Below are 18119 nucleotides of genomic sequence, written 5' to 3'. Positions count from 1 at the left end.
TGAACTACATACCAAAAGGTTAGACACAAAATCTATCGATTAGGCGAGTTCATTTATTTAGGCTATTTATTATTAATTGCTAAATCTTATCATATTTGTTGCTTGCTGTTGTAACAGCCTCTCTAACGGATGTAGACCATTGTCCCTTGATGGCACTATCTAAAGTATCATTAATCCCCTTGATAGCCAACTTTCCTTCCTTTGCAACTTTACTAATCGCTTCCTTAGATTTGGTCTTAATACCATCACTTTTACTAAGAATATGTGGAGCATAAACATTTGTTATCAAAGATTTTTCAATCTGTTTTTGAATAGCAAGCAGACGAGTTCCTAAATCATCGAAATTTCCTACAGTAAATACACCTGTAATATCCTCAGTCAATGTTGTTGCCATTTTAGCATCACTTCCTTTTACTCTCTAGTTTTATTATTGTCATCTGCGGCTATTCTCCTACGCAGATAAGCCTCCTCTAACTTATCATCTAGATATCGTCTTTCTCGTCGGAAATTATCACTCTCTTTTAAAGATTCTAATTCCAATATTTTTTGCGCCTCCGTCAAGGCATCTTCCGATAACATTTGGTAAGATTCCATCTCTCTATTAAGAATCCTATAAAAATCCTGATCCGCATCAGTAGATTTCAAATAATGTAACGTTTCTTCGTACTTTTCATCAAGAATATTTTGTATGGCACGACGCGCAGTTTGAAAATAATCATTTCTTTCCTCAAATTCTTGCAACTTTTCTCGATGCCGCTCTTCCAATTCTTCTAATTCTTTAGTTTTCTTTTCGACTTCACGTTGTGCTACTTCAAATTTCTCCATTGATTGAATTCCCCTGCTAAAGCTATGTCTTCTTCGAGTTTTTTGTTTATACCAGCTGCAATTTTATCTTTCAATTTAGTCATTTCATCTAATATTTGACTCGCTTTGTTGAGCTTATTTTGTAGAGAGATTTCTACATTTCCGACCACACTATCATGTGTGACACCACCAGCTGCAAAAGCCGATCTAATCTCATCAGGACTGAGACTACTGACCATAAACGGAGACTTGGTCGTTTCAAATAAAGACTCAACTTCTTCTACTCCTCTTTGTTTCTCAATCTTAATCTGATCCAAAACTTGCTGAGCAGCATTAACAAGAGCATTTGCACCAATAGTAGCTTGCTCGCTGTCTAGAAAAATTCGTTCGTTGCTACTTAGGCCACCTCCGCTTTCTGTAAGTAAGCTTTTCATGCCATAATACCGCAACATTCTCGTTTTTGTTTCTAGGATGAGGGCATTCGCATTTCCTTTTGCAGTATTGGTCACAACATTGCCATTTTCATCAATGAGTTGACCTTTATTATTAAATCTCCAAGTATTATAACTATGATATTTATCCCCTAGACTATAGATCTTATCTGCCTTTTCTTTCCAAGAAAGTTTATCATCTTGTAAAATTCGTAAAGATTCATCAACAAAACTAGCATCTGTCATATTGACATAAATGGCAACGCCTGTTTTATTCCCCAAAATGTTCCCCAAAAACATATCATTTGGATTTCTAAAATTACGAAATTGCTCTGGATGCGCCTGCATATAGGCTATTTCTTCTTCCGAAACAATATTATGAATATCTGGACCATTAAAGCCAACATTATTCCATCCCATTTTTAAGGCAGTATAAAGTGCCATAGACTCTCCCAAAGAATGACCATTCGTTGTTATAATGGCATTGGGATTTTCTTTACGAACCTTTTTCTCTACTCGCTGGGCAAACTCTAATGCTGTTTTTGACTGAACATCTACAATGTTTTCGACAACTTCCTTTTTAACACTATCGTTAAAATGTCCTTCTAGAATGCCTTTGCCCATCCCTGAAATCGAGGGGAGACCTGTTATCATTTTATCCGTAAAACCCATACCTAGATTTTCAAGGTCATTGAGAACATCTTTTTTGTCTCCAAAATTGGTGCCAACATAAGAAACCACTACCTGACTGTAGTCTACGTTCCCTTGATCATCAACAGGAGCAACAGCCATAGCTTGCATACTATTATCCGTTGGTTCAGCAGAGTTCCCAATAGCATCAATGACTCGGAATTTTCGACCATTAACGTTAATCGTTTCTCCAACTGATAATTGCTTATCCGGATTATCTACTGGGTCAATATCGTAAACATATGTTGCAATTTTATTATAATCCGCATCCGTTATGTTCATTTCTTCTCTCCATAATGTATAACATTTATTTGGGTTTCCGATAATTTTGTATAACTAGTTGGAACTTCCTTACGTTTCAGTTCCTCTGAGCTATTATGATAGATCAAGCCATAATTCTGTATATCGTAACTATCTTTTAAGTCTGTTGAAACTTCTATTTTATCGTTTACCGAGAAATAAATGAATCTAGGTCTACCAAATCCGCCTTTTGAAATACTTTCAAACTCTATTTTATAAACATCTTCAAAATTATTGACCAAAAATAAAGCAAGAGCCTCTTCTTGTTTTCTAATTATCTTTTTCTCTTCTGCTGTCAATGTTACTTCCTCCTTCTGTTCTGTTTTTTTCTGCTGGCTACAGGCACCGAGTGTTCCCAAACCTAGAAATCCAATAAATACTATCAAAAGCAACTTAGATATTTTCATAAATATTCCTTTCCTTTATAAAACACAAGATCATCAACTATCCTAACACGATTATAATATATTATATCAAAAAGAATATAAACCAAGCAAGCGTTTACATTTTTTATCACTTTTATTATGGATGAAACTAAATTTTACATACTATTATATTTTAACTCAATAGAGTAACCAATAGCATCAATGACTCGGAATTTCGACCGTTAACGTCAGATTCCTTTCCCACACTAAATTGTTCTTCTGCTTTATATTCTTTCGGATCCAAATTATAGGCTTTTTTAGATATTATGTTGTAATCTTTATCAGTCAACGCGTCATTTAATAATCCTCGTAATAACTAACATCTACTCCGTCTAGACTAGTTAACTGTGTTGGAGGTTTCTTCTCTATCAAATGAAAGTCTTTTGGATCATATCCTATTGAATAATATCCATCAATACTTTCCAACTCTGTTGGTAAAATATAACTATTATCATTGACCTTTATAGTGATTGTATCCCCCGTCCCAAAACCACCTTTATGAAAATTTACAAATTCTATTTTTTTCACATCTTGATAATGATTTACCAGGTACAAAGCGATTTTCTTTTCTTCTTTACGAAGTTTCTTTTTTTCCTCCTTTGTCATAGTAATTTTCTCCTTCTGTTCTGTTTTTTTCTGCTGGCTACAGGCACCGAGCGTTCCCAACCCTAGAAATCCGATAAATACTATCAAAAGTAACTTAGATATTTTCATATAATATTCCCTTCTTTTATAAAACATACAATCTTCAACTATACTAACATAGTTATATTATAGCAAAATAATTATGAAACAAGAAAGCGTTCACATCTTCAGAAGCATTAATAACTCGGTGTTTCAACTGTTGACATAAAAAATTTGCCCTAATTTCTTTGCGAGTCTTCATTGTTTTTAGGAGCTAATTTGTAAAACTTTTTTGCTATCCATTTATAATCTTCATCAGTTATACTATTCATTTTCTTCCCTCATAATACATTACTTTCACTTTCAGCTCATCTGTATTTGAAAATGAAGAAGGAACTTCTTTTCTTACTAAAAATTTTGAACTTTGATGATAACCCAAAGAATAATGATTAATATCATATGTGTCCTGCAGATTAGAATCCACAAGGAGTTCATCGTTAATTTTCATATACGCCACATCGGAAGTTCCAAAACCACCTTTTACTATACTTATAAATTCTATTTTTTCAATATCCTCAAAATTATTAACCAAAAATAAAGCAAGAGCCTCCTCTTGTTTTCTGATTATCTTTTTCTCTTCTTCTGTCAATGTAACTTTCTCTTTCTGTCCTATTTTTTTCTGCTGACTACAGGCACTGAGTGTTCCTATCCCTAGAAGCCCAATAAATACTATCAAAAGTAACTTAGATATTTTCATAAATACTCCTTCCTTTATGCAGCGTCATCAATAACTTGAAATTGACGATTTCATACCTCAATTATATTATCTTTCTATAATCAATTTACTTTTCCTCATAATATATCACTTCAATCCCATCAAGACTGGTTAATTCTGTAGAATTTTTCTTTTTTATTAAATGAAAATCACTCGGATCATAATCAACAGAATATCTTTCACTATCATCGTTAAATATAATTGGTTTTATATAACTATCATCATTGACAATAACACTTATTGAATCTGCTATCCCAAATCCTCCCCTGTGAAATTTATCAAACTTAATCTTTTTCACATCCTCGTAATGATTCACCAAATACAAAGCTATTTTCTCTTCCTTTTTACGAAGTTCCTTTTTTTCTTCTTTTGTCATAGTAACTTTCTCTTTCTGTCCTGTTTTTTTCTGCTGACTACAGGCACTGAGTGTTCCTATCCCTAGAAACCCAATAAATACTATCAAAAGTAACTTAGATATTTTCATAAATACTCCTTTTCTTTATAAATCTCAAAATCTTCAACTATGCTACCTATAGCATATTTTAATAAAAACAATCATATATCAAGCAAATTTGTTCGTTCTTTGGTTCAAGTTGTACGCCTCTTTTGCTAATTTATTATGATTTTTATCTGAAATGGAGATCACCTTTCTATCTCCTCATAATATTTAATCTCAATATTTTTTAGATTATCTAATTGAGTTGGCGGATTCTTTTCATTCAAATGAAAGTTCTCAGGATTATAGCTAATAATATACTCGCCACTTGGATCTCCTAAAGTAATTGGTTTTATATAATTATTTGAATTTACTTTAACAGATATAGAATCCCCCGTCCCAAAACTACCTTTATAAAAATTTACAAATTCTATTTTTTTCACATCTTCATAATGATTCACCAAATACAAAGCAATTTGCTCTTCTTCTTTATGAAGTCTCTTTTTATCTTCTGATGTCATTATGAAATCAAACTTCTTTTCTGCTGTTTTGGACTGGCTACAGGCAGTGATACTTCCTAAACATATAAATGCTATAAAAAATATTAAAAATGATTTATATATTTTCATGATAATTTCCTTTCTTGACTAAAAGAGTACCATACTAACATAAGTATAGCACAATCTAATAAAGAAGGCATATTCTTTGAAAGCGTTCTAGTATCTGTTCGTATATCATTTTAGTTTTATCAATCAAAAAACGAAGTAACTCTTGTTACTTCGTTTTACAATATTTCTTATTATAGCTGCATTTGATTATAAGATCGACTGAAAGCATCTAAAATATCTTTTGGTGCCTTGTCATAGTCAATCGTACTTTCAAGCGTACCTTTAACAATAGTTCGACTGGTTGCTGCTGCATCCTCACATGTGACTAAAGTGATTTCAGCAACACCTTCTGTATCATTGATGACATCAACACGCTCTGGTGCAACACTTTCTATACTAGAAATCGTATAGGTATAGATTTTTTCCTTATCCGTGATATAAATTTTCATCCCTATTTTGGCACGATCTAGCGGTGAAAAGAGCATGTCACTGGCTCCAGTAATTCCAAAGACGTGGTGGCTGGCTAAGGCATAGTTTCCTTGTCCCATTTGTTGATCTTCTTTCATAGTGCCAGCACCATAGTAAAGGCCAACATTATCCAAACCTTTGAAAATTGGCAGATTCATTGAAACTTCAGGAATTGAAATGCCACCGATAACTGGCAATTTTTGAGCCTGCCACTGAGCATTAATCACCGCTTCTGTAGAAAGAGATTGGACATCGCTAAACTCGAAACTTGACTCGACTGCCTTATTCTGCTTGATTTCTTCCTTAGAGACCTTGCTAACCTGGTATTGATTCGTGTGCCAAACCATGATCATATTTCGGATAGACGAGTTGAAAATCAGAGCTAGAGCAACTAGAAATAAAAGGAAAACCGCACAGTTAATGATGAAATTTCTTAGCTTGAATTTTTTCTTAGATTTCTTCACATTCATCCTCCTCTTATTCTACTTCTTCCTCATCGTCTTTTTCATCAGGCGCAACCGTTGTAAAGGTAACAATCTGAGCATTTTGGTCCAGACGCATAACCTTCACTCCCATAGTTGAGCGGCCTGTCTGAGAAATATTAGCCACACTGGTACGGATAATGACACCTGTATTGGTGATAATCATCAAATCTTCTTCGCCAGTGACGGTCATCAGACCAGCGAGAGGTCCGTTCTTATCAGTGATATTGGCTGTTTTTATCCCTTTACCACCACGGCCCTTGGTTGGATACTCACTGGCAAGAGTTCGCTTACCATAGCCTTTTTCGGTAATGACAAGCACTTCGTCACCCTCAGAAATCACACCAGCTCCAACGACCTGGTCGCCGTCCCGCAGATTAACCCCACGAACACCAGTCGCACTACGGCTCATGCTCCGGACAGCTGTCTCATTGAAACGGACCGAATAACCAAACTTAGTACCAATGATAACATCTGCAGCACCGTCCGTCAGAAAGACATTGATAAGCTCGTCTTCATCCTTCAAATTCAAGGCCTTGAGACCGTTTTGACGGATATTAGCAAACTCTGTTACGCTGGTTCGTTTAACCACACCCAAACGGGTTGTAAAGAAGAGGTAGGAATGATCGCTACTGTCCTGCTGAACGTTGATAATGGTCTGAATGGTCTCTCCTTCATCCAGTTTCAAGAGATTGACCACTGGCAAGCCCTTGGCTGTTCGGCCGTACTCAGGGATTTCATATCCTTTGAGACGATAGACTCGGCCCTTGTTAGTAAAGAAGAGCAGTCTATCGTGAGTGCTCGTTGAAACCAGCTCTTTGACGAAGTCATCATCTTTGACACCAGTTCCTTGAACACCGCGTCCACCACGTTTCTGAGCAGTGAATTCTGCCTGATTCAGACGTTTGATATAGCCTTTATTAGACAGGGTAATCAAAACATCCGCTTCCTCAATCAAATCTTCATCTTCAAGAGAAAGGACTTCTCCCACCATCAGCTCAGTTCGACGGTCATCCGCAAATTTACGCTTGACCTCGTCTAGCTCTTCCTTGATAATAGCGATAACGCGCTCTGGCTTTGCCAAGATATCAGCCAAGTCCGCAATCAAGGCAATCAGCTCGTCGTACTCTGACTGAATCTTATCACGTTCCAAACCAGTCAGACGACGCAGACGCATGTCAAGGATAGCCTGACTCTGGCGCTCAGAAAGTTCAAACTTAGCCATCAATTCAGCTTGGGCTTCTGCGTCCGTCTCGCTATTACGGATAATGCGAATCACTTCATCGATATGATCCAACGCAATCAGCAAACCAGCCAAGATGTGTGCTCGAGCTTCCGCCTTTTCTTTATCGAAGGCTGTCCGGCGAGTCACCACTTCCTTTTGGTGCTCAATGTAGGCCAACAAAATCTCACGCAGAGACAGAATCTTCGGCACACCATTTTGAATAGCCAGCATATTGAAGCTGAAATTGGTCTGCATCTGAGTCAACTTGAAAAGGTTATTTAGAATGACATGAGCAGAGGCATCACGGCGAACCTCAATGACAAAACGGACCCCTTCACGGTTGGATTCGTCGCGAACAGCTGTGATACCGTCAATGCGTTTTTCCTGCACCAGGCGAACAATATGCTCATGGACTTTAGTCTTATTAACCATGTATGGAAACTCGGTTACGACAATTCGCTCACGGCCGTTTTTCGTTTCTTCAATCTCAGTACGAGAACGAAGAACAATCGAACCCTTCCCTGTTTCATAAGCACGGTGAATACCAGATTTCCCCATCACCAGTGCTCCTGTTGGAAAATCTGGGCCAGGCAGGACTTCCATGATGTCACGAGTCGTTGCTTCTGGATTATCCATAACCAGCTTAACCGCATCAATAGACTCACCAAGATTATGAGGTGGGATATTGGTCGCCATCCCAACGGCAATCCCTGTCGCTCCATTTACGAGCAAGTTAGGGAAGCGAGCAGGAAGAACCATCGGCTCTCTCTCGCTGGCATCATAGTTGTCAATATAATCAACAGTATTTTTGTTAATATCACGAAGCATCTCCAACGCAATCTTGCTCATACGTGCTTCTGTATAACGCTGGGCAGCGGCTCCGTCTCCGTCCATCGAACCGAAGTTTCCATGGCCGTCTACCAGCATGTAGCGATAGCTCCACCATTGAGCCATCCGCACCATCGCTTCATAAATAGAGGAATCGCCATGCGGGTGGTATTTACCCATGACATCCCCTGTGATACGAGCTGATTTCTTGTGAGGCTTATCAGGCGTAACGCCTAGCTCATTCATGCCATAAAGAATCCGGCGATGAACCGGCTTAAGACCATCGCGAACATCTGGAAGAGCCCGAGCCACGATAACACTCATTGCATAATCGATGAAACTGGTCTTCATTTCGCTGGTCAAATTGACATCTACTAAGTTTCTATCTTGCATTAAAAAATGCCTCATTTCAATATTAAATCACTATCTCATTATACCACATTTTAGCTATATTTTCAGTATTTAAAACCGAATATAAAAACGTTTACATAGCCTTTTAGGGGTCAAAATACCACGGTGAGCCGTGACAAACTGTATCAAAAGTGGTAGAATGTAATTGTATGGGGAAAACCCCAAAAATAATAAGGAGATGTTTAGAAATGACTGCTACTAAACAACATAAAAAAGTCATCCTTGTTGGTGACGGTGCCGTAGGTTCATCTTACGCTTTCGCGCTTGTTAACCAAGGAATTGCACAAGAGCTTGGAATTATCGAAATTCCACAATTACACGAAAAAGCTGTTGGTGATGCGCTTGACCTTAGCCACGCCCTTGCCTTCACTTCACCTAAAAAGATCTACGCAGCTCAATACTCTGACTGTGCAGACGCTGACCTTGTTGTTATCACTGCGGGTGCACCTCAAAAACCAGGTGAAACTCGTCTTGACCTCGTGGGTAAAAACCTTGCCATAAACAAATCAATCGTAACACAAGTTGTTGAATCAGGTTTCGATGGTATCTTCCTTGTTGCTGCTAACCCAGTTGACGTTTTGACTTATTCAACTTGGAAATTCTCAGGCTTCCCTAAAGAACGCGTTATCGGTTCAGGTACTTCACTTGACTCAGCCCGTTTCCGTCAAGCACTTGCTGAAAAATTGGATGTTGATGCTCGTTCAGTTCACGCCTACATCATGGGTGAGCATGGCGATTCAGAATTCGCCGTTTGGTCACATGCTAACATCGCAGGGGTAAACCTTGAAGAATTCCTTAAAGATACTCAAAATGTTCAAGAGTCTGAATTGATCGAATTGTTCGAAGGCGTTCGTGATGCTGCTTACACAATCATCAACAAGAAAGGTGCTACATACTACGGTATCGCTGTAGCCCTTGCTCGTATCACAAAAGCTATCCTTGACGATGAAAATGCTGTACTTCCACTTTCAGTCTTCCAAGAAGGCCAATACGGTGTGAAAGATGTCTTCATCGGTCAACCAGCAGTTGTTGGTGCACACGGTATCGTTCGTCCAGTAAATATCCCATTGAACGATGCAGAAACTCAAAAAATGCAAGCATCTGCTAAAGAATTGCAAGCAATTATTGACGAAGCTTGGAAAAATCCAGAATTCCAAGAAGCATCTAAAAACTAATCAGAAAAAACATCTCCTGATAAAAAAGGGGATGTTTTTTTGTTATCTTATGTGGAATCTATCAGAAAAAATATCAATTAAATAAGGAACAATCAGCTCTCCCTCTAAGTCCTCCAAAGAAGAAAGCCAAATAAAGTCTGTATGCTCTTCTGGATCCAATAGGATATCGCACTGATCTATAATTCTGGCCCCATAAACCAAGCGTGTAAAAACAGCATTCTTTCTTGAGTCAAACTGACTATCTTCATGGATAATCTTATCAATTCGAATCTTTTGATTAACCTCTTCTATAGCCTCGCGTAGAGCTGCTTCTCTGGGTAGTTCGTTCTCTTCTACTCTTCCGCCAGGAATATCCCAATAGCACGGATAAACATTAGGAAGGCCGCGCTTTATTTTTGAGCGTTTGATCAGCAAATACTGCCCATTCTTCTCAATCAAGGTATGAGCGATTAGCTTCACTGCCATGGCAATCTCCTCCCTTAGACAATAAAAAAGGACTCTCACGAGTCCGAGCTTAAGTCATCCACCCTGAGAGAATCGAACTCCCATCTCAAGAACCGGAATCTTACGTGATATCCATTACACTAAGGGTGGCAACTTATTTATTATAACTAATTTTTCACAAAAAAACAAGTCTAAATGGCTCCTTTTACGAAATTTCTAATCTAGATCAAATCAAAAAGATTAACTTTCTTTGAAAGTTAATCTTTTAATCTCTTATTTCTTTTCAATATGATCTGCTAGTTCTTCTTGGGCTTTTTTGTTAGATTCCAACGTTTTTTCTTGCCATTTCTTCTTAGCTTCTTCATATTCTTTGGTCGTTACAATCTCACTTCTGAGCTTCGTATATTTAAAATTGAAGCCAGATCCCTTGATTCCAACGAGTGAATAGGCACGACTGAAAGGTTTGGACTTACTTACAGAAGGACTACCGCCTCCTGAAATGGTCGGCATGATAATCCCACTATCAAGCAACCAAGCTTGTGCATCCGCATATTTTTCATAGCGAACTTTCACATCTGTCGTTTCAGCATTTGCTTCTTCCAACATCTTAGTATAAGTGTCCAAGCCCAGCTCTTTCATCTTGTCCATATCTTGGCCTGGCTCAAAACCAAAGTTTTGCAAGCTAGCACCATTATTTACATTTAGAGTATCTAAGTAGGTAGATGGGTCTTGATAGTCAGCTGACCAGCCCCCTGTATAGAAGTCATAGTCCTTTTGAGCTGCAGTATTTGCAAAATAGGTGATGTTGTTCAAATCATCCACACTAATCTTCTGCAGGTCAATCACTACATTTTCTGCACCCAAGGTTGATTCAATTGATTGTTTTACTGAACTTGCCCATTGGATACTCACCTTGTCAGCTTGGTCTACAGGAAGGTCCAAATGGATTGGGAATTGAACTCCCTTAGACTCTAAAGCTTCCTTAGCTTTAGCAAATCTTGCCTTGGCTTTCTCTGGATTATAATAAGCATCTTGAGCATCTGTCAGATCAATATTTGCCCATTCTGTACCATAATTCACTAATTTAGAAGCAACTACTTGGCCAAAAGTTTGATCGCCAATTTGAACAAATGTTGGAGGGACAAGCGTATTTCTCAACAGCTTGGTAGCTCCATCTTTACCATTACTTTGCGCACCATAAGAAGTCCGGTCAAGGGCAAAATTGACGGCCTGACGGAAGTCCTTATTTAAAACCGCTTCTTTTGTTGCATTCTTTTGATCATCACTTGTTTTGGAAGTGTGATTGTATGATTGACGGTTGAAGTTGAAATTAAAGTAATATGAGGTCGCATCCTGTGGGCTATAAAGGATATTGTCCGCATATTTCTTCTTAACTGCCGCAAATCCTGAAGTATTCGGATAGAGACGGGCACCACTATAAGCACCATCACTGAAGTTGCGAATTAAAGATTCTTGGTCTGATCCATCATAGTAGGTTAATTTAACATGTTCTAGACTGACCTTGTCTTTATCGTAATAATTTGGATTTTTAACAAATTCCATAGAAGACTTAGAGGTCAAGGATTTCAAAAGGAAAGGACCGTTGTAAAGAATACTTGATGGATCAACAGAACCAAAATCTTTTCCTTTAGATTTCAAAAATTCTTCATTGACAGGGAACAAGATATTATTCGTCGTTTTAGAGTTCCAATAAGGCTCTGGGCGTGTCAGCGTGTATTGAACCGTATAATCATCCACTGCCTTCACTCCGACTTTTGAAAAGTCTTTTTCGTCGCCTTTGACATAGGCATCCAAGCCACTAATCGAGTCTTGAATCAGGTAAAGGGCTTCAGACTTCTGGTCAGCCACATATTTAAGTCCAGTCACAAAGTCTTGAGCTTTCACATTTGCAACTTCTTCGCCATCAACATTGAACCACTTAGCATCCTTACGAAGCTTATATGTGTAAGTCAGGCCGTCTTGAGAAACTGTCCATGATTCTGCAAGAGAAGGAACTAGATTTCCATATTCATCATTTTCCAAAAGACCATCTACAAGGTTTGTAATAACGTCTGATGTAGTTGCACGGTTAGTGGTCAGGTAGTTCAAGCTATCTGGATCACTAGCATAAACATAAGAATATGTAGTTGTGCTGGATGAAGATTTGCCACATGCTGACAAGAATACTCCTGCACTGAGTACCACTCCAGTAGCTAAAAGCATTTTTGATACTTTCATAAATACACCTCCAAAAATTGAGAGAAAAGTCCAAGAATAAGAGGATCGGAAATAAAGATAAGCCCTTATTTTATTTAGTATTCTCTTAGTTCAATTTCTATGTTATATTTTATAACATAAGCTATTATACCAGAATTCTGATAAAAAGTAAATAGAGGAATCAGAGAGTGATTATGGAAAATTTCTGAAAACTACCTCCAACCAATCCAATTGACAAATATACAGATTAAGCATATAATAAACTCAATGTAAACAAACGAGGAAATCACCGTGAATTCTAATTATATTACCCGCCTCAAGCGCTCCGAGGGACAGTTAAGAGGCATTCAAAAAATGATTGAAGAGGACAGGGAATGTTCAGATATTCTCACACAGTTATTAGCCGTCCGCTCCAGCGTTGACCGTGTTATTGAGATGGTTATTACTGAGAATTTAACGGATTGCCTAGAAAATCCATCTGATGATCCGAAAAAGCAAAGGGAAAGAATAGAGAAAGCTATTCATTTTCTGGTAAATCGAAAATAAGAAGAAGAGGAAAAAAGGATTCAAGCAACGACTTGAATCCTTTTTATCTTTTATTCCGTCTCTCCAGACCAAGCGTTCATGCCACCTGATACGTTGGTCACATCAAAGCCCTGCATGGCAAGAAATTGGCAAGCAGTCGCTGAACGTGCACCTCCTTGGCAAATGACATAGTATTTGTAGTCAGGATCCAGCTTTTTATAGCCAGTTTCCAACTCACTAAGCGGAAGATTTCCAGCATTTGGGATATGACCCGCTTGAAATTCATGTCTTTCGCGCACATCTACGATGGCCAATTTTTCAGATTGATACTGCTTTTCTAAGTCAGCCACTGATATAGTTTTCATTTTTCTACTCCTTCTGGTTTTACCATTTTATACAAAGCATAAGCTCCGTTTAGATTTTTCACTGCAAATCCTGCTTGTTTTAAGATTCGCTCGGCAATATAGCTGCGCAGACCGCTGTGGCAGCTCACGATATATTCTTCTTCCTTATCCAGCTCAGCCAAGCGTTCTCTGAGTTCATTCAGAGGAATATGGACTGTCTTGTCCGCCTTTAAGCGTCCTTGCTTAAATTCATTGAGCGTCCGAACATCTAAAAAGACTTTCCCGCTTGCCAACTCGTCTTCCAGCTGGTGCCATTGGATATTTTCACTCAAGCCTTCCGCTAGATTCATAGCTGCATAGCCCAGCATATTGACCAGATCCTTGGCTGAGCCAAAAGGTGGTGCATAGGTGAACTCCAGCTCTGGCAAATCAAAAATCGTGAGATTGCCCTTGATAGCTGTCGACAGAATATCAATCCGCTTATCAACGCCTTTTTTGCCCACACCTTGAGCACCATAGATTTTTCCAGTTTTTGGCTCAAAGAGCAATTTCAAGGTCAAGTCAGTCGCACCTGGATAGTAGCCTGCATGATCCTTACCGCTGACATGAATCGCTTGATAAGGCAGCTGATTTTGCTGAAGGAAACGCTCGTTCAGGCCTGTGGAAGCGGCTGTCATATCAAAGATACGCACAATAGCCGTACCAATGCTTCCCTTATTCTTCCGCTCCAAGCCAGCAATAACATCTGCTACCTGACGACCTTGTCGATTAGCAGGCGAAGCTAGGGCAATCAGGGCATCTTCACCAGTGATTTCCTGCTTGACAAGGATAGCATCGCCGACTGCAATAATATCTTTCTGGCTTGTTTCATAATGCTCGTCGACCAAGATGCCCCCACGAAGACCAGTTTCAATCCCTGCTGCCTTAGCCAAGCTATTTTCAGGCTGGACCCCGACAGAGAGAATGGTCACATCTGAAGCCAATTTTTGACCATCTTCCAAGACGATTATTTTGCCATTTTCTTCGAAGCGAGTAGCTGACTGGGAAGTAATGACCTTCACTCCCTTGTCCGCTAATTCAGCTTGGACAAAAGCTGCCATTTCCTCATCCAGCGGTGGCAAAACATGCGGCGCTTTTTCTACGATTGTTACATTCAGGCCACGCTTGCGTAGATTTTCAGCCGTTTCCAGACCGATAAATCCAGCACCTACGACAACAGCCTCTTGTGGCTCTTTATCCAAGACTATCATGATCTGATCCAAGTCTGGAACATTGCGCAAAGTGAATACATTATTTGCTTCTGAAAGTCCTTCAATCTCAGGAATAAAAGGCTTCGCCCCCGGTGAAAGAATCAGCTTGTCATACTGCTCTGTGAACTCTGAACCGTCATGAGCCACCGTCACCGTATGATCTTCAGGCGAAATTTTCACCACCTCATGAAAAGGTCGCACATCCAAGTTAAAACGCGCCTTGAGACTTTCAGGTGTTTGAACCAAGAGAGCATCTCGCTCAGCAATTTCACCAGAAATATAATAAGGCAGACCGCAGTTCGCAAAAGATACAAAAGGACCTTTTTCAAAAATCACAATTTCAGCATCTTCCATCATCCGTCTTAAACGTGTTGCCGCAGACATACCGCCTGCAACTCCACCAACGATAATAATTTTCATTGTTTAACCCCTTCTACTTAATGGTTTTCCCTGTCCAAGCGCTCATACCACCGCGGACATTGACAACATCATAGCCCTTTTTCTTCAGCTTTTTCGCTGCCATCTTGCTCCGCACGCCTGAATGGCAAATAACGTAAATCGTCTCCTTTTTAGCTGGAGCAAATTGACCAATTTGGCTCAAAGGAATATTCTGGGCCTCTTTGATATGTCCTCTACGAAATTCGGATGGTGTCCGTACATCAATTAGTTGGATATTGGACTTCAATCGCTTCTCCAACTCATCCGTTGAAATACTATCTATTTTTGTAAAAAAATGAAACATATTTTTTCTCCTTTATACCCCTATAGGGTATATTAAAACACTAAGAAGAGAAAATGTCAAGGAAACGATTTCAAAACTAAATAAATTAGCAGATATTGCCGATTTATTTTTNAAAATTCAAAATTGGGATTTTTCTTTTGTCCGCTTCTTTTTCGGTTCTTGTCGTTGTTACCCAGGCTTCAATGAAATTTAAACATTCATAAGCACTACTTTTTTTGAAGACTTCATACCATGCATCGTCTTTACGAATCGTACTATAGTCAATAGAGAAATTAAGCAAGTCTAGCTTATACTTTTCCATAAGTTCCATTGCTTCACTTGTTAGTTTTACGTTTTGGAGTTCATTATAAATTTTAACATGCAGTTGAAAATACTCTTGATCCTTTAAATTATCATGATATTTGGAAAATATAAAAAATATCTTTTTTTCTTTAATTTTGGGAAATTTTACAGGCAAAGGCAGTTTTTTATCTTGCTCTACTAAATAAACTTTTTCAGCAAATTCCATTAAATAATATAAAAAATAAGAACCCAAATCATCGAAACTAATATCTCCCTCACCTTTAGGAGACAGGCTCACATCGTATAAATTTGTATCCAATTCACCAAAGTCTCTTCCTTCATTTCTACGTTTTAATTCTTCTAAAATTGGCAGGAAGATATTGTAGTTTAACTTCTTCTTATTAAATTCTTTATCCAATTCATCATAATATTCTAAAGTAGTCAAAATCAAACGTTCATTCATATCTTCAGCAAGAAAAGCAGTTTTAAAAAATTGTTCTTGGGTTTCATCATACAACTCATATAAGTAGTTTGCCGCGTAAAATTCTTGGAAAATATTATGGACAAAATAGTAAGATCGTCCCTCTTTATGTATGATACATAGACGGGTTATCAAATCAGCAAGCAAATCTTCTGCTCTTGTTGAAGACGAATCTTCATGATTTAATACCCTATCTAGCAAAGAAAGAATTTCACTTTCTGTAAACTCTAATTTCTCTCCATTATTTTCAAAGTAAGTGAGAAAACAAAGATAAGAAATCACTCGCAACATAGTAGACTCAGATAAGTCGGTTTTAAATTGTCTTTTCATAGCAACTAATTTTGAATGATCATGTTCTTTATAGAGCAGTCGATAAGAATCTTTGATAAAAGTAGCTTTCTCAGTCGGAAAATTTGCATTTCTTTGAAACATTTGTAACATCAAGAAAAGCAATATAGGATTTTCTGCAAATGATTGATATTCATCATATAACTGATCTTCCAAACTCTTGATAAACCCTTCAAACACCTCTTCTCTTGGCTCTGATTCAGGCAATGTACTGATGCGCTTTATTAATGCTATTGCTTCGTCTTTACTTAAGCCATTCGTTTGATAGGGATGAAATAAAGAGGCATTATTTATATGATTAAAAAGTAATTTTCGGCTAGTCACAAGGATTGGATTATTAGAATATTTAGTGGCTAATTCTTCTATCTCTGTCGCCGCTTGTTCCATATTATTTGAAGCTATTTCATCAAAAGCATCCAAAAGAAAAATAAAACGCCCTTTTTTTGCCATATATTCAAAATACTCAAACTCTAAATCAAACCCTAATACTTTAGCTTCTTCATATATAAAATTTAAAAATTCCCTTCTTTTCTTCGAATCAAAATTATATTTCCTCAATTCAATATAAATGGGGATTCTTTGATTATTGTTACTCGTAGCTTTTTCAATCTCCTTAAGGAAAAAGTACTTCAGCATGGTTGATTTACCAATGCCACCATATCCATAAATCCAAGCATTATCCGATTCTTGTAAAATATTATCTAAATCAGCAGTATAACATCTCACATGACTTATTTCTGATTTTAAATAAGTGGGCTGAAAAATAGAAAGCAAATCAATATTATTTGTACCGCTTAACACAAACGGAATATTCTTCACTCTCTTAAATGAACCCTCAAAATAGGAAGTAAAACTTTTATTAAATCCAGTTTCAAATTTTTCCCAATTATCTACACCAAAGTCCACCAATTCATCTTTTAATTGAATCAACGTATTATTTAACAAAGCTGAAATAGCTAAACCCAGAAATCCCATATTGCCCTCCTTAGAATATCCTTATAACAACTCTATTATACAAAAAAAACATTGCATGTAGCAACAATTTCTTTTAAAATGATTTCACAAAAGGAAACGATTTCATTTTCTCCAAAAATAGAAATCCCTATCTTAAGACAGGGATTTCTATAAAGAATGAATTATTTCGCAATTGGGTAAACTGATACTTGTTTCTTATCGCGACCTTTACGTTCAAAGCGTACTACACCTTCAACTTTTGCGAACAATGTATCGTCTCCACCGCGGCCAACGTTAACACCTGGGTAGATGTGTGTACCGCGTTGACGGTAAAGGATAGATCCTCCAGTTACAGTTTGTCCGTCAGCTGCTTTAGCTCCAAGACGTTTTGCTTGTGAATCACGTCCGTTTGACGTTGAACCTCCACCTTTTTTGTGGGCGAAAAGTTGCAAGCTTGCAAGATTCATTTTTAACATAGTGTTTTTCCTCCGTGTTAGTTTTCTGTGATAACTCTGGTTTGGACGAACTCAGAAGAGTTCTCCGATAAGTTTGCCATTCCCAAGAAAAATGATTCAAAGAAAAGCTGAGTCATTTCTCTCTGATGCGGCGGAATATCCATAGGGATTTCTACTCGTAAATATCCGCCTTCTTCTTCGTTTAATTCTAGGATTGGTTCATAGCCTGCAAATTTTTCAATTGAATTGATGAAATTTATGGCAAGCGTAGAAACCGATGCACACACGACATCAAAGCCGTATTCGCCACTTCCGGCGTGTCCAGTAATTTCCGCACTCCTCAGCTCGCCATCTTCGGCTTTCTCAAAGACTGCTTGTATCATGTGTTCTCCTGT

20 protein-coding genes and 1 tRNA gene are annotated in these 18119 nt (G+C 38.0%); 2 read left to right on the top strand and 19 right to left on the bottom strand.

What is annotated here, in order from left to right:
- Positions 1-79: 79 nt before the first annotated feature.
- From D8790_RS05075 to gyrA, 10 genes are all read right to left on the bottom strand, one after another.
- Positions 80-394 carry a hypothetical protein gene (locus tag D8790_RS05075; protein WP_015605011.1) on the bottom strand — a complete coding sequence of 105 codons (315 nt, stop codon included), beginning with the start codon at positions 392-394 and terminating at the stop codon, positions 80-82.
- 17 nt (positions 395-411) lie between these two features.
- Positions 412-825 (bottom strand): hypothetical protein, encoded by a 414-nt coding sequence (locus D8790_RS05070; protein WP_125371924.1) that lies wholly within the window; start codon positions 823-825, stop codon positions 412-414.
- A complete protein-coding gene (locus D8790_RS05065; protein WP_125387804.1) occupies positions 807-2207 on the bottom strand; it encodes a lipase in 1401 nt (466 codons plus the stop codon). Before D8790_RS05065 ends, D8790_RS05070 begins: the two co-directional genes overlap by 19 nt.
- Positions 2204-2632, bottom strand: a complete 429-nt coding sequence (locus tag D8790_RS05060) for a ubiquitin carboxyl-hydrolase (protein ID WP_125371923.1) — start codon at positions 2630-2632, stop codon at positions 2204-2206. The genes D8790_RS05065 and D8790_RS05060 overlap by 4 nt, the downstream gene beginning before the upstream one ends.
- Before the next feature lie 315 nt (positions 2633-2947).
- On the bottom strand, positions 2948-3364 hold the full coding sequence (locus D8790_RS05055) for a ubiquitin carboxyl-hydrolase (protein ID WP_125387803.1): 417 nt from the start codon (positions 3362-3364) through the stop codon (positions 2948-2950).
- Positions 3365-3602: 238 nt separating this feature from the next.
- Positions 3603-4031 carry a ubiquitin carboxyl-hydrolase gene (locus D8790_RS05050; RefSeq protein ID WP_125387802.1) on the bottom strand — a complete coding sequence of 143 codons (429 nt, stop codon included), beginning with the start codon at positions 4029-4031 and terminating at the stop codon, positions 3603-3605.
- An 85-nt stretch (positions 4032-4116) separates the two neighbouring features.
- Positions 4117-4533 carry a ubiquitin carboxyl-hydrolase gene (locus D8790_RS05045; protein ID WP_125387801.1) on the bottom strand — a complete coding sequence of 139 codons (417 nt, stop codon included), beginning with the start codon at positions 4531-4533 and terminating at the stop codon, positions 4117-4119.
- Between the two features lie 158 nt (positions 4534-4691).
- On the bottom strand, positions 4692-5114 hold the full coding sequence (locus D8790_RS05040; RefSeq protein WP_125387800.1) for a ubiquitin carboxyl-hydrolase: 423 nt from the start codon (positions 5112-5114) through the stop codon (positions 4692-4694).
- A gap of 170 nt (positions 5115-5284) precedes the next feature.
- The gene (locus D8790_RS05035; protein ID WP_125387799.1) at positions 5285-6031 is read right to left on the bottom strand and encodes a class A sortase; all 747 of its coding nucleotides are present in this window, start codon (positions 6029-6031) and stop codon (positions 5285-5287) included.
- A 7-nt stretch (positions 6032-6038) separates the two neighbouring features.
- Positions 6039-8489: a DNA gyrase subunit A gene (gyrA, locus tag D8790_RS05030; RefSeq protein ID WP_221765898.1), complete on the bottom strand. Its 2451-nt coding sequence runs from the start codon at positions 8487-8489 to the stop codon at positions 6039-6041.
- Between the two features lie 206 nt (positions 8490-8695).
- Between gyrA and D8790_RS05025 the strand changes: the two genes are divergently transcribed.
- Entirely contained in the window at positions 8696-9682 is a 987-nt protein-coding gene (locus D8790_RS05025) for an L-lactate dehydrogenase (RefSeq protein ID WP_005591942.1), read from the top strand.
- Between the two features lie 42 nt (positions 9683-9724).
- Here D8790_RS05025 and D8790_RS05020 read toward each other — a convergent pair whose 3' ends face one another.
- The 3 genes from D8790_RS05020 to D8790_RS05010 all read right to left on the bottom strand — a co-directional run bounded on the left by D8790_RS05020 (position 9725) and on the right by D8790_RS05010 (position 12364).
- Positions 9725-10147: an NUDIX hydrolase gene (locus D8790_RS05020; RefSeq protein ID WP_125387797.1), complete on the bottom strand. Its 423-nt coding sequence runs from the start codon at positions 10145-10147 to the stop codon at positions 9725-9727.
- Between the two features lie 57 nt (positions 10148-10204).
- Positions 10205-10276, bottom strand: a tRNA-Arg gene (locus tag D8790_RS05015).
- Positions 10277-10399: 123 nt separating this feature from the next.
- Positions 10400-12364 carry a peptide ABC transporter substrate-binding protein gene (locus tag D8790_RS05010; RefSeq protein WP_125387796.1) on the bottom strand — a complete coding sequence of 655 codons (1965 nt, stop codon included), beginning with the start codon at positions 12362-12364 and terminating at the stop codon, positions 10400-10402.
- A 270-nt stretch (positions 12365-12634) separates the two neighbouring features.
- Here D8790_RS05010 and D8790_RS05005 point away from each other — a divergent pair, with 270 nt between their 5' ends.
- Positions 12635-12889, top strand: coding sequence for a metal-sensitive transcriptional regulator (locus D8790_RS05005; protein ID WP_015605027.1), 255 nt, complete (start codon positions 12635-12637; stop codon positions 12887-12889).
- Between the two features lie 50 nt (positions 12890-12939).
- Here the strand turns inward: D8790_RS05005 and D8790_RS05000 are convergent, their stop codons facing one another.
- The 6 genes from D8790_RS05000 to D8790_RS04975 all read right to left on the bottom strand — a co-directional run bounded on the left by D8790_RS05000 (position 12940) and on the right by D8790_RS04975 (position 18107).
- Complete coding sequence (locus tag D8790_RS05000; RefSeq protein ID WP_125379444.1) at positions 12940-13233, bottom strand: rhodanese-like domain-containing protein; 294 nt, start codon at positions 13231-13233, stop codon at positions 12940-12942.
- Positions 13230-14882 carry an FAD-dependent oxidoreductase gene (locus D8790_RS04995; protein ID WP_125387795.1) on the bottom strand — a complete coding sequence of 551 codons (1653 nt, stop codon included), beginning with the start codon at positions 14880-14882 and terminating at the stop codon, positions 13230-13232. Before D8790_RS04995 ends, D8790_RS05000 begins: the two co-directional genes overlap by 4 nt.
- A 13-nt stretch (positions 14883-14895) precedes the next feature.
- Positions 14896-15204, bottom strand: a complete 309-nt coding sequence (locus D8790_RS04990; RefSeq protein ID WP_045497485.1) for a rhodanese-like domain-containing protein — start codon at positions 15202-15204, stop codon at positions 14896-14898.
- 103 nt (positions 15205-15307) lie between these two features.
- Positions 15308-17290 (bottom strand): NACHT domain-containing protein, encoded by a 1983-nt coding sequence (locus tag D8790_RS04985; RefSeq protein WP_125387794.1) that lies wholly within the window; start codon positions 17288-17290, stop codon positions 15308-15310.
- Between the two features lie 161 nt (positions 17291-17451).
- A complete protein-coding gene (gene rpmA / locus D8790_RS04980; protein ID WP_005590406.1) occupies positions 17452-17745 on the bottom strand; it encodes a 50S ribosomal protein L27 in 294 nt (97 codons plus the stop codon).
- Positions 17746-17762: 17 nt separating this feature from the next.
- The gene (locus D8790_RS04975; protein WP_005590407.1) at positions 17763-18107 is read right to left on the bottom strand and encodes a ribosomal-processing cysteine protease Prp; all 345 of its coding nucleotides are present in this window, start codon (positions 18105-18107) and stop codon (positions 17763-17765) included.
- Between the last annotated feature and the right edge of the window lie 12 nt (positions 18108-18119).

The organism is Streptococcus cristatus (assembly GCF_003943535.1).
Lineage (GTDB): Bacteria > Bacillota > Bacilli > Lactobacillales > Streptococcaceae > Streptococcus > Streptococcus cristatus_L.
This window is presented reverse-complemented; position numbering and strand designations above follow the sequence as displayed.